The 11,809-nt window shown below is 71.4% G+C and carries 10 protein-coding genes; 3 read left to right on the top strand and 7 right to left on the bottom strand.

The genetic code is table 11. The annotated features are described in order from the left end of the window. Positions 1–87: 87 nt before the first annotated feature. The 4 genes from ASF39_RS11425 to ASF39_RS11410 form a co-directional block, all read right to left on the bottom strand. Positions 88–1,452: a DUF2252 domain-containing protein gene (locus ASF39_RS11425; RefSeq protein ID WP_056283955.1), complete on the bottom strand. Its 1,365-nt coding sequence runs from the start codon at positions 1,450–1,452 to the stop codon at positions 88–90. 85 nt (positions 1,453–1,537) lie between these two features. After that, positions 1,538–3,136, bottom strand: a complete 1,599-nt coding sequence (gene purH, locus ASF39_RS11420) for a bifunctional phosphoribosylaminoimidazolecarboxamide formyltransferase/IMP cyclohydrolase (protein ID WP_056283951.1) — start codon at positions 3,134–3,136, stop codon at positions 1,538–1,540. Between the two features lie 76 nt (positions 3,137–3,212). After that, positions 3,213–4,958 (bottom strand): heparinase II/III family protein, encoded by a 1,746-nt coding sequence (locus ASF39_RS11415; RefSeq protein WP_055885444.1) that lies wholly within the window; start codon positions 4,956–4,958, stop codon positions 3,213–3,215. Between the two features lie 123 nt (positions 4,959–5,081). Continuing rightward, on the bottom strand, positions 5,082–6,452 hold the full coding sequence (locus ASF39_RS11410; RefSeq protein WP_056283948.1) for an RsmB/NOP family class I SAM-dependent RNA methyltransferase: 1,371 nt from the start codon (positions 6,450–6,452) through the stop codon (positions 5,082–5,084). A gap of 75 nt (positions 6,453–6,527) precedes the next feature. Here ASF39_RS11410 and ASF39_RS11405 point away from each other — a divergent pair, with 75 nt between their 5' ends. Next, complete coding sequence (locus tag ASF39_RS11405; protein ID WP_082494521.1) at positions 6,528–6,767, top strand: DUF1674 domain-containing protein; 240 nt, start codon at positions 6,528–6,530, stop codon at positions 6,765–6,767. A 12-nt stretch (positions 6,768–6,779) separates the two neighbouring features. Here the strand turns inward: ASF39_RS11405 and ASF39_RS11400 are convergent, their stop codons facing one another. After that, complete coding sequence (locus tag ASF39_RS11400) at positions 6,780–7,271, bottom strand: L,D-transpeptidase (RefSeq protein WP_244472377.1); 492 nt, start codon at positions 7,269–7,271, stop codon at positions 6,780–6,782. A gap of 190 nt (positions 7,272–7,461) precedes the next feature. Next, positions 7,462–8,091: a 5,6-dimethylbenzimidazole synthase gene (gene bluB, locus ASF39_RS11395; RefSeq protein ID WP_244472376.1), complete on the bottom strand. Its 630-nt coding sequence runs from the start codon at positions 8,089–8,091 to the stop codon at positions 7,462–7,464. A 372-nt stretch (positions 8,092–8,463) separates the two neighbouring features. Here bluB and ASF39_RS11390 point away from each other — a divergent pair, with 372 nt between their 5' ends. Beyond that, entirely contained in the window at positions 8,464–8,838 is a 375-nt protein-coding gene (locus ASF39_RS11390; RefSeq protein WP_055885433.1) for a DUF2794 domain-containing protein, read from the top strand. Between the two features lie 90 nt (positions 8,839–8,928). Here ASF39_RS11390 and ASF39_RS11385 read toward each other — a convergent pair whose 3' ends face one another. Then, the gene (locus tag ASF39_RS11385; RefSeq protein ID WP_055885430.1) at positions 8,929–9,699 is read right to left on the bottom strand and encodes a Bax inhibitor-1/YccA family protein; all 771 of its coding nucleotides are present in this window, start codon (positions 9,697–9,699) and stop codon (positions 8,929–8,931) included. A 385-nt stretch (positions 9,700–10,084) separates the two neighbouring features. On the opposite strand from ASF39_RS11385, the gene ASF39_RS11380 reads away from it, so the two are divergent. Beyond that, the gene (locus ASF39_RS11380) at positions 10,085–11,809 is read left to right on the top strand and encodes a GGDEF domain-containing protein (protein ID WP_056283940.1); all 1,725 of its coding nucleotides are present in this window, start codon (positions 10,085–10,087) and stop codon (positions 11,807–11,809) included.

Genomic DNA, 11,809 nt, shown 5'->3' with positions numbered 1-11,809 from the left:
ATGGCTTCGCAAAGCGGATGTCGGCTTCTCTCGAGCGCCGCGCGGGCTCGGTGAGACCGTTCCCGCTTGATTCGAGCGGGAACCGTATCACCCCCTCGCGGCGAGCAGCGCCGCGTGGTCCGCGGTGGTCTCATCCGCGTAGGTCATCGCGAACCGCGCGATCGCCTCGTCGAGGCCGTCGGATTCGCCCATGTATCCGGCGATGGTCGAGGCTTCGCCCGAGCGGGCGTGGGCGCGGGCCAGGGTCCGCCCGCACAGGGCGGCGTAGCGCCTCGGCTCGGTCCGCGACATCAGGTCGGCCACGTCCGACAGCTTCTTGTTCTTGAGCTGGCGCACGTAATAGGAGCGGCCGCTCGTCGGGGATTGCGCCGCGCCGAGAAAGATGTCGCTCGCCGCCTGCATCACCCGCTGGCCCTCGACCACGCGCAAGCCCTCCGTCGCCGCCGCACGGGCGCTGGCCAGGACGAGGGGCGTCAGCACCGACTGCCGGGCTTCCTTGACCTGGAGAAAGAGCGGCGCACCGTCGGCATCGGTGTAGAGCCCCACCGCGCAAACGCGGCCGACCGAGCCGATGCCCACCACCTTGAAGGCGACGTCGCGCAGGGCGTACCGCTCGACGAGGCCGCGCCGCTCCGGCGCGAGGCCGGCCGGATAGGCGATCAGGGCCGCGCGCGCATCCTCCACCGGCTCGCGGTCGCCGTTGGGCGCGACGTGGAACACCTTCTTGCCCTTGTCCGCGATGCGCCAGGTCGCCGGCGCGCCGTCCTGGGTGGCGGGGTCGAGTTCGGGGATGTCGGCCTTGACGGTCTCCTGGTGCAGGCCGGCATCGAGACCGCGCTCGGCTTCGTCGCGCGATCCGTCGTCGTCGATGTGCGCCACCTCGTGATCGAGGTCGATGTTGCTGCGCCAGCAGGCGAGCGGCTCCAGCGCAGCCAGATGGTGGATGTGCTCGCGATAGGCCCGCAGCGCCGCCTGCGCCGCCGCACGGGCGGTGTCCGCATCGGCATGGGCATCGGCCCGGGTCTCCACCACGATGCTGGTGGCGAGGCGCTTGAGGTCGACGGTGAAGTCGATGCCGGGAAGAGTCTCGTCGAAATCGTTGATGTCGAACAGCACCCGGCCCTCGGGGCTCACGAACAGCCCGAAGTTGCCGACGTGGCAATCGCCGCAGGCCTGGACCGGCACGCCGGCCATGGCCGCGCCGACGAGGTCCCGGGCCATGACGGCCGCCGCCCCGCGCAGGAAGGTGAAGGGGCTCTCGGCCATCCGCTTGTAGCGGCGCGGCACCAGGTCCGGCAGCCGCTCGGCGTCGCTCTCGGCGAGGATCGCCAGGGGCGCCCGATCGGGCCTGGGCTGCCAGGCGGCATGTTCGGCATGGGGCGTCGCCCTGGCGAGCGCCTCCCCGACGGCGTAGCGCGCACTCCGGGTGTGATAGGCGGACGACTCGGTCATGGTGGGTGGACGCTCCGGTGATGGTGCGTCGACCGTAGCGGCAGTCCGATCGGCGGGCGAGGCCACCGGCGACGCCCGTATGCCCTCAGTGCCGGAAGTGGCGGTGCCCGGTGAAGACCATGGCGAGGCCCGCCTCGTCGGCGGCCCGCACCACCTCGTCGTCGCGCATCGAGCCGCCGGGCTGGATCACCGCGGTGGCGCCGGCCTCCGCCGCCGCGATCAGGCCGTCGGCGAAGGGGAAGAAGGCGTCCGAGGCCACGACCGCGCCCTTGGCCAGACTCTCGGTGGCACCGCCCCGTGCGGCCGCCTCGGCCGCCTTCCAGGCGGCGATGCGCGAGGAATCGACCCGCGACATCTGTCCGGCGCCGATGCCGACGGTGGCGCCGTCGCGGGCGTAGACGATGGCGTTCGATTTCACGTGCTTGGCGACCCGGAAGGCGAACAGCAGGTCGGCGAGCTCCCGCTCGGTGGGCGCGCGCTTGGTCACGACCCGCAGGGCCATGTCGTCGACGACGGCGTTGTCGCGTCCCTGTACCAGCAGCCCGCCCGAGAGCGTGCGCACGGTCTCGCCGGCGCCACGCGGATCGGGCAGCGAACCGGCCAGGAGCAGGCGCAGGTTCTTCTTGGCGGCCACGATGGCGACGGCCTCCGGCGTGGCGTCCGGCGCGATGATGACCTCGGTGAAGATCTCGACGATCCGCCGCGCCGAGTCGGCGTCCAGCGTCCGGTTGAGGGCGACGATGCCGCCGAAGGCGGAGGAGGGATCGCAGGCGAGCGCCCGCTCGTAGGCCTCGGCCAAGGTGGTGCCGGTGGCGACGCCACAGGGGTTGGCGTGCTTGATGATCGCCACCGCGGCCGCGGAGGAGGGATCGAACTCCGCGACGCATTCGTAGGCCGCGTCGGTGTCGTTGAGGTTGTTGTAGGACAGTTCCTTGCCCTGGAGCTGGCGCACCGTCGCGACGCCGGCCCGCGCCTTGCCCGGCGAGCGGTAGAAGGCGGCGGCCTGGTGCGGGTTCTCGCCGTAGCGCAGCCCCTGCGCCAGGGTGCCCCCGAAGGCCCGGAACGGCGCCGTCTCCGGCTCGCCGGCGCGGGCCGCCAGCCAGTTGGCGATGGCCGCGTCGTAGGCCGCCGTGCGCGCGAACGCCTTGGCCGCGAGGCGCCGCCGGGTGACGCTGCTCAGCGTCCCTTCTCGGCCGTCCAGCTCGGCGAGGAGGGCGGGATAATCGGCGACATCCGTCACCACCGCCACGTCGGCATGGTTCTTGGCCGCGCCCCGGATCATCGCAGGGCCGCCGACGTCGATGTTCTCGATCGCCTCGGCGTCGGTGCAATCCTGCGCGATCGTCGCCTCGAACGGATAGAGGTTGACCACGAGGAGGTCGATCGGCCCGATGCCGTGGGCGGCCATGGCCGCCTGGTGCTCGGGGTTGGCGCGCACCGCCAGCAGCCCGCCGTGGATGGCCGGGTGCAGGGTCTTGACGCGCCCGTCCATCATCTCGGGAAAGCCGGTGACGTCGGAGACCTCGATCACCGCCAGCCCCGCCTCGCGCAAGGCGCGGTGGGTGCCGCCGGTGGAGAGCAGCGCGACGCCGTGCCCGGCCAGCGCGCGGGCGAACTCCACGAGGCCGGTCTTGTCGGAGACGGACAGGAGGGCGCGGGTGATGCGCACGGCATCGGACGGCATCGGCAACTCGTTTTTACAAGGGTCGGGCTGCGGCGGGTAGCACGAAACCGGCCGGCCGGGCCAGGGAGGCCCGATCTTACGCCGGCCTCACGTCGACCATGGCGAAGCGCCAGCGCAGCCGCGCCGCGGCGGCCACCGTGACGTAGATTACGATCTGGTCGGTGCGCCGCGCGCCGGTGAGGCCGGCGAAGTAGACGCTCTCCTCGATCGCGACGTCGAGGGCGTCCTCGTCCGATTCGGCCTCGAAGTGCCAGACCTCGCCCTGCGGGGTCGCGAGTTCGAGGCCGTCGCCGGCCCGACCCCGCACCGCGATGCCCGGATGGAGGTGGAAGCGGATCGCGACCTCGTGGGTGCGCAGGCGGCCCTTGTCCTTGCTCTTGCCCTCGCGCACGAAGGAATCCTCGCCCTCGAGGGCGCGTCCATCCGCCGGCAGCCGCCAGCGGCGCTCGTGGATCAGCCCGAAGCCGGCCGCATAACCGTCGTGGCGGGCGGCGAGCACATGGGCCTGCCCGTCGCGCGTGCGTTCGGCCCGGACCTCGCGGGGGCCCGACAGAACCACCGATCCGATCCGGTTCGAGAGCCAGTCGATCGCCCGGGCCTCGCCCCACCAGGCGCCGCCGGCGAGGAAGCGGCAGGAGGAGGTGTCGGCGACGCTGGCGGTGGAATGCGCGGCGGTGCTGCGCGCGAGGCGGCGCAGTTCCGGGCCGCTGGCCGGCAGACCGCAGTTGACGACGATGCGCTGGGGGCCGCTCGACATCTCGAAGGAGAGGCAGCCGGCCCCGGCGCGCGCCGAGGCGAGCATCGGCGGCGGTGCGCCGACATCGGCCACCACCACCACGCGGCCGGCCTCCAGCCGCTCGTAGCCGGAATGGGGCGCGTGCATCATCGGCTGGGCCAGAGCGCCATCGTAGACGAGCAGGGTGGCCAGGTGGTCGGCCGCCGTGGCCCCCATGCCGTTGAAATGGCTGAGCGAGGCATCGCCGTGGCGCAGGAGCCGCAGCAGCGGCAGCATCCGGTCGATGGCCCGCAGCAGCGCGTCGGGCGGATCGACGCCGCGGCTGAGGAAGCTCTGGCGCAGGGGCAGCAGGTCGAGGAGCAGTTCCATCGCGAAGCGCGGGTCGCGGCTGCGGTGCCCGCCGTCGGGCATGATCTGGCGGTCGAGTTCGCGACTGAGCACACGGGTCGCGCGGCGCAGGATCGGCTGGATGCCCTCGCAGCACAGGCCGGCGTAGCTCAGGGCCACCGCTGCGACGAGGCGGGTCTGCGGCAGGCCGGTGCGGCGCAGGTCGCGCTCCAGGTCGCGCGCCGAGCGGCCGAGGGTCTTGAGGAAGGCCTGGTAGAAGGCGTGGTCGGCACCTTCGAGGACCAGCGGCGACTGGCACAGGAAGGCGATGAGGCGCCGCGCTGCCACCGCCGTCGGCCGCGCCAGGGCGGCGTCGCCCCGTCCGGCCATGAAGTCACCGACGAAGGCACGGGCGTTGGCGCGGGCCAGCGCGGTGTCGGCGGCGCGCAGATGGCGCAGCCAGCCGAAGCCGTAGAGCGCATCGGCCCATTCGGGGGAGGGGGGCGCGTAATCGAAGGGCGAGCGTCCGCTCACAGAGAGCGAGCGGCCCGAGAACACGAACAGGCCGGCATAGATGTCGTCGGCGAAGGTGGCGTCGCTGGTGCGCAGGTCGTGGGGGGCGATCACCACGCCGGTCACCCGCGCACCGGCCAGGACGTCCGGGCGGGCGCCCAGCCGCAGCACGGCGCCGCGCACCATGCGCAGGGCCTCGCCCCCGATGAGCCGATATAGCCGCCAGCGATCAGCGCCCCAACCCACGTGGTCTCCTCGTTCGGCGACGCATCGCCGAAGGGGGCGCTGCAGGATGGTCCCAGGCTCACGGTAGCGCCACGGGGCTTAACCGGCGGTTAAGCATAAGGATCGGCCGCACGGGCCGGCGACTCAGGCGAGGCGCGTCAGCCGCGCGGCGAAGAAACCGTCGAGGCCGCCCTGACGATCCGGCGCGTCTCCGTCGAGTTGCGCGGGCAGGGTGCGCAGGTCGCCCTCGCCATCGATCGCCTCGGCCAATCCGCCGATCTCGTCGGCCAGGATCGGAACCCGCGAAAAGCCGGCGTTGCGGGAGAGGAAACGCGCCACCTGTGCCTCGCCCTCCTCGGGTTCGATCGAGCAGGTGCAGTAGACGAGCCGCCCGCCCGGCCGGACCAGGGTGGCGGCCCGGTCGAGCAGGCGCGCCTGCAATCCGGCCAGGCGCTGGATGTCGGCCTCGACCTTGGTCCAGGCCACCTCCGGGTGACGCCGGATAGTGCCGGTGGCCGAGCAGGGCGCATCGAGGAGGACCGCGTCGAAGGTCTCGTCGTTACCCAGCGCCAGGGCGTCGCCGACGCGGATCTCGGCGGTGAGGCCGAGCCGTGCGAGGTTCTCGGACAGGCGCTCCATGCGCGGCCCGGACCGGTCGACGGCGGTCACGGCGGCCCCCGCGGCGGCGAGCTGGGCGGTCTTGCCGCCCGGAGCGGCGCAGAGGTCGGCGACGCGCTCGCCCGGCCGCACGCCGAGGAGGCGCGCCGGTATCGCGGCGGCGGCGTCCTGCACCCACCAGGCGCCCTCGTCGTAGCCGGGAAGCGCCGAGACGGCCGCGTGGACGTCGTGCAGGCGGATGCTGCCGGTGGCCAGGAGGACGCCGCCGAGCCGCTCGGCCCAGGCCTGCGGATCCTCCTTGACGGTGATGTCGAGGGGGGCACCCCGCAGGTGCGCGGCGGCGATGGCCGCGGCCGTCTCCGGTCCGTAGCGCTCGTGCCAGCGGGTAGCGAGCCAGCCGGGGGTGTTGTCGCCGAGGGGGTCGGTGCTGGCGGAAAAGATCGCCGCGCGCTCGCGCACCACGCGGCGCATCACCGCGTTCACGAGGCCGGCGAGGTGCTGGAGCTGGGGATCGCCCTTGGCGAGGCGCACCGACAGGTCGACGGCGGCGTGGTCGGGGACGTTGAGGTCGAGGATTTGCGCCGCCCCGGTGGCGAGCAGCGCCACGAGGCGCGGCTGGTCCTCGGGCAGGCCCTGCGACAGGCGCTCGTGCAGGGCGCAGCGCAGGAAACCGAAGCGGCGGAAGGTCGCCGTGGCGATGGCGCGGGCCAGCCCGGCATCGGCCGGCTCGAGGCGCCCGTCCCGGTCGGCCTGGGCGAGGGCGTCGTCGAGGGCGAAGGCCCGATCCTTGCCGATGAGATCGGCCACGGCCGCGTGCGCGACCTGGCGCGCGGCGAGGCCGGCGACGCTGGAATCGAGCGCCGGCGCGGGACCGGGCGCGTTGCGGCGAGCCGCCATGAATGCCACCTTGCTTGCATCACGCCCGGCTGTCGCCCGGGCTCACCCGACGCCCTTCCACACAGGTTCAGGTCGATGCAAGACGAAAGGCCGAAAGATTCGCCCGCCAGCGAAGCCGGCGAAGCGACGGCGGTGTCGCGGCCCCCGCTGCCGGCGGCGGCCGAGCGCGCCCTGGCGGAGGCCGCCGCGCGCCGCGCCGACATCGACGCCCGGGCCGAGGCCATCGCCGCGACGCGGGAGAAGCAGGGCCGCGGCGGCCTCGAGCCGGTGCGCTACACCGACTGGGAGGTGAAGGGCATCGCCGTCGATTTCTGACGGGGCCCGGCCTCAGCGCGTGACGTAGACCTGCGTGCCGACGTCGACCCGGTCGAACAGGTCGACCACGTCCTGGTTGTACATGCGGATGCAGCCATAGGACGCGTAGGTGCCGACCGAGCTCGGCCGGTTGGTGCCGTGGATGGCGTATTGCCCCCCCGCCAGCGTCATGGCGGCGGCCCCCATCGGGTTGCTCGGCGAGCCGCCGGCGATCACGTCGGGCAGGCGCGGGTTGTCGCGCTTGACCTCAGCGGGCGGCGACCAGGCCGGCGCGACGTACTTGCCGTCGATGCGCGTCGCCCCGGACCATTGCTTGCCGGGCTTGCCCACCGCGACGGGATAGCGGATCGCGGTGCCGTCGCCGTTGACGAGGTAGAGCCGGCGCTCGGCCGTCCGCACCACGACGGTGCCCGGCGACACCCCTTCGGAGAAGGCCACCACCTCCCGCGCCTGCAGCGGCGATCCCATCAGCGCCGCGCCAGTAAGAATCGCCCACACACCCATCCGCCCGATCATCGATCCGTCTCCCTGTCCAAGCGTCACCGCAAGTCCAGGGACCATCGCCGTTCGCGATTGTCGGTCCGGTTACTGGGCGGGGGCCGTCCCCGTGTTTCGACAATCACGATCAAAAGCATCGCTCGACGATCGTGATAAATCGAGGTTCGGCTTTAAACCTTCGCTCACCACGACGGCGTCATCGCTCGATCAGGCGGTCGGCGTCTGCGGTCCGCTCCTGCCAGCCGTGGCGAATGAGTTCCGGGTCGAGGTGCTCCTCGATCGGATAGCCGACGCAGAGATAGGCCACCAGTTCGTAGGCCGGGGGGAGGTCGAGGCAGGCCGCCACTTCGGCAGGTTCGAGGATCGAGACCCAGCCGACGCCGAGTCCGTGGGCGCGGGCGGCCAGCCAGAAGGTCTGCACCGCGCAGACCACGGAGTAGCGCAGCATCTCGGGCATGGTCGCCCGCCCGAGGCCGTGGCCGATGGGCGTGACGGCATCGCAGAACACGGCCAGATGGACCGGCGCCTCGCGCAGGCCGGCGAGCTTGAGGCGGGCATAGGCGGCGCGCCGGGCATCGGGGTAGCTCGCGGCGGCCGCCGCGTTGCAGCGCTCGAAGCTCGCGGCCACCGCCGCACGGCGGGCGGGATCGGCGACCCTCACGAAGCGCCAGGGCTGGCTGTTGCCCACCGAGGGGCTGGAGGACGCCATGGCGAGGCACTCGCGCAGCACGGCCTCGGGCACCGGATCGACGCGGAACCGGCGCACGTCGCGGCGCCAGGCGACGAGATCCGCCAGGGCGGCCCGGAAACCCGCATCGAATTGCACCACGACCCGTCCCGCGCCCCGTCTCCCGTCCCTCGTGCATACCCGAAACGCCGGCGGAGGGCGCAGCATCGATCCGAAAAAAAGGCCGCACTCCGAAGAGGCGGCCTGAAGTCCTTGGGTCTCGAAACCTCTGGAGTGTCGGTCCGAAGGGCCGGGCACCCCCCGAAAGGCTGGGGGACCGTAGAAGATCGGGGGACGATCCGGCCATCGGAACCGACGAGGTTCCGTCACAGGGATGGCTTCTCATGAAGGCTTGTCAAGGGCGCCAACACGGCGGAATCGTGGTCCGTGTTTCCGGCGGCAACCCTTGCGGGCCGCCGGCCGCCGGCCCATCATCCCAAGAACCGACGACCGCGAACCGAGGAGCCAGGATTGAGCGAGAGGACGGGCGGCGACCAGAGACAGACGGACCCCAGCGGCAGCGTCGTTCCCTTCCCCGTGCCACCCGTCGTCGCCCAGGTCACCTTCGACCGCACGGAACTGCGCGCCATCTTCGATCTCTACGGGCGCCGGGTCGCCGAGGGAGAATGGCGCGACTACGCCATCGATTTCCGCCGGGACAAGGCGGTGTTCTCGATCTACCGCCGCACGTCGGAGATGCCGCTGTACCGCGTCGAGAAGGACCCGAGGCTGGCCCGGCGCCAGGGTGCCTATGCGGTCGTCGCCGCCACCGGCCTCGTGATGAAGCGCGGGCACGACCTCGCCCGCGTGCTGGCGGTGCTCGACAAGCCCCTGCGGGCGGTGTGACCAACATGCGGGTCACGCCGAACGCAGCACCGGCCCGCGCATAAAAAAAGCCCCGGTTCTCACCGGGGCTTCTTCGTATCGGTGGAGCGCTTAGCGGCGGTCACCCAGCAGCGACAGCAGCATCTGGAACATGTTGATGAAGTCCAGATAGAGCGTCAGGGCACCGTTCACCGAGAGCTTGGCGGCGCCTTCGGCATCCGCGCCGCTGTAGAGGAACATCTCCTTGAGCTTCTGCGTGTCGTAGGCGGTCAGGCCGGCGAAGATCAGCACGCCGATCACCGAGATCGCGAACTGCAGCGCGCTCGAGGCGAGGAAGATGTTTACCAGCGAGGCGATGATCAGGCCGATCAGGCCCATGATCAGGAACGAGCCCATGCCCGACAGGCTGCGCTTGGTGGTGTAGCCGTAGAGGCTCAGGCCACCGAACGTCGCCGCCGTGATGAAGAACACCCGCACCACGCTGGCACCCGTGAACACGAGCAGCAGCGTCGACATCGAGGCGCCCATCACCGCCGCGAAGGCGAAGAACATCGTGCGCGCCGAGGCGGCCGACATCCGGTCCATCCGGAACGAGAAGAAGAAGATGAACGCCAGCGGCGCCAGCATCAGCACCCACTTGAAGGGGCTGGTGTAGAGCATCTGGCCGAACGGGGTCAGGGCGACCTTGCCCGTGGTGGTCTGTGCCGTGGCGGCCATGTTGAGGCCGAGCGCCACCAATCCCGAAATGCCGAGACCGATGACCATGTTGTTGTAGACGCCGAGCATGAAGGTGCGCAGGCCCTGGTCGACGTCGACCTGGGTGCCGGCGTAGCCGGTCTGCTGCTGGCTTCCGTAGCGGAAGGGGCTGTTGTCGAATGCCATGGGAGATTCCTTTGGAAACTCTCTCAGCGTGTGATTTCGAAAATCGAGGCTCACGCACACCGCCTCTGGCACCCTGCGGCGCCTCGATCCCAAATATGTTCGGTCGCGCCGTCCCGCACAAGAGGGACATTGCACGTGCGACGACGGGATTCCCGTCGTCGCCGCCCTGTTTTTATTTGCCGCATCGGGGATTAAACCCGGTCCCGCCAGGCAAAACGCGGTCTCGGCCGACCGTCCACGCGGCGACGACGCGACATCGTTGAGATCTGTCTCTTTTGAAAGAAAAACGCGAGGGGATTTCGGATCTTCGTTAAGCGTCCCTCAACATCCCGCTCACGGCCCATCGTCGTCCGGTCTATCGTTTCGGCGGGGAGACATCGCGACGATGCAGACTGTACTCACGCCTGAGAGAGCCGATGCAGTCCCGCCCGCGCGCAGCCTCGGGCCGCAGTTCCGCCTGATCCTGCAGGGCGGGCTCGTGCTGGCCATGCTCGCGGCGGTGCTGGCGAGCTTCATCTTCACCAACACGCAGCGCCGGACCCTGATCGACCTGCGCGAGGGCGGCCGCCAGGTCCGGATCGCGCAGGAGGCCGTGGCCGACGCGGCGGCGCACGTCTTCCATCGCGCCTTCGGACCCGACGACGGCAGCGGCTCTCTCCAGGCACGCGCGCTGGAGACGCTGCGGGTCAGGAAACAGGAGTATGCCGCCGTCCTCGCCCCGGTACTGGAGGCGGCGGGCGACGCGGACGGCGCCACGGTACTCCTCGACCGGCTCGATTCCACCTGGCGCGAGGCGATCGACCTGATCCAGGCGGGCCGGCGCGGCGAAGCCCAGGCCCTCCTGGCGCAGCGCCGGGCGACGATCGCCTCCGACGGCCTGCACGCGGCCACCGACGCCTTCCTCGCCCAGCTGAACGGGCAGTTCACGGCCTACGAGAACCGCATCGAGGCCGGCACCCTCAGCGTGATGGGGTTCCAGGTCCTGATCGGCGTCCTGATGCTGCTGGCGGTGCTGTCGGCGGCCCGCGAGGCGCAGGGGCGCGCCGCGGCCATCGCCGAGGCGACCTCGTCGCGGCGCCAGGTGAAGCGCCTGTTCGACATGACGGACATGCTCCAGAGCGCCGCCAACCACCTCGACGCCAACGCCGTGCTGCGGGCGACGGCGGGCGAACTCATCCCCGGCCTCGGCGGCGCCCTCTACGTCTTCAACAACTCGCGCGACCGGCTGACCCTCTCGACGTCCTGGGACATCCCCGCCGAGCGGTCGCTGCCGGCGATGATCGGCCTCGACCAGTGCTGGGCGCTCAAGCGCGGCAAGCCGCACCGCAACGGCGCGGCCGGCCTCGGCCTGTGCTGCGAGCACCACGTGCCGGGCAGCACCCTCGTCGAGATCCCGATGATCGCCCGCGGCGAGATCCTCGGCCTGCTGCAGATCTTCGCCGACGGACCGGAGGCGGAGGCGCGTGTCACCGCGGCTTCGCCGCTGGGCCTCGCCATGGCCGATGCGATGTCGCTCGCCCTCTCGAACCTGTCGCTGCGGGAAAAGCTGCGCAACCAGGCCCTGCGCGACCCGCTCACCGGCCTCTACAACCGCCGCTACATGGAGGACAGCCTCGACCGCTTCGTGCGCCTGGCCGAGCGCGAGAACCGCAGGCTCGCGGTGATCATGATCGACCTCGACCACTTCAAGCGGCTCAACGACGAGCACGGCCACGCCACCGGCGACGCGGTGCTGCGCGAGGCCGCCGGCGCCATCGTGGGCGCCCTGCGCGAGACCGATGTCGCCTGCCGCTACGGCGGCGAGGAGATGATCGTGCTGATGCCCGATTGCGACCTGGAGAACGCCGCCGACAAGGCCGAAGTGATCCGCCAGCGGATCGAGGCGCTGTCGGGCCAGCGCGGGGCGACGGTTTCGGCCTCGTTCGGCGTCTCGTCGATCCCGGCCACCGCCAGCGGGACCACCGACCTCGTACGTTCCGCCGACGCGGCCCTCTACAAGGCCAAGCAGGCAGGCCGCAACCGGGTCGACATCGCGCCGCTGCGGTCCGGCCGCAAGGACGGCCCGGCCGCGCCGAGGCTGCAGGCGGTGATGCTCGACGCCGCGGAATAG

The sequence above is a fragment of the Methylobacterium sp. Leaf108 genome (genome assembly GCF_001423265.1).
Classification (GTDB): domain Bacteria; phylum Pseudomonadota; class Alphaproteobacteria; order Rhizobiales; family Beijerinckiaceae; genus Methylobacterium.
Note: the sequence above shows the minus strand (reverse complement) of the source record. Positions and strands in the feature narration are given on the sequence as shown.

Coding starts and splice junctions, on each gene's coding strand:
- ASF39_RS11385 (WP_055885430.1), bottom strand. CDS start 9,699: ATGGCATTCGACAACAGCCCCTTCCGCTACGGAAGCCAGCAGCAGACC.
- ASF39_RS11405 (WP_082494521.1), top strand. CDS start 6,528: ATGCAAGACGAAAGGCCGAAAGATTCGCCCGCCAGCGAAGCCGGCGAA.
- ASF39_RS11380 (WP_056283940.1), top strand. CDS start 10,085: ATGCAGACTGTACTCACGCCTGAGAGAGCCGATGCAGTCCCGCCCGCG.
- purH (WP_056283951.1), bottom strand. CDS start 3,136: ATGCCGTCCGATGCCGTGCGCATCACCCGCGCCCTCCTGTCCGTCTCC.
- ASF39_RS11425 (WP_056283955.1), bottom strand. CDS start 1,452: ATGACCGAGTCGTCCGCCTATCACACCCGGAGTGCGCGCTACGCCGTC.
- ASF39_RS11410 (WP_056283948.1), bottom strand. CDS start 6,452: ATGGCGGCTCGCCGCAACGCGCCCGGTCCCGCGCCGGCGCTCGATTCC.
- ASF39_RS11400 (WP_244472377.1), bottom strand. CDS start 7,271: ATGGGTGTGTGGGCGATTCTTACTGGCGCGGCGCTGATGGGATCGCCG.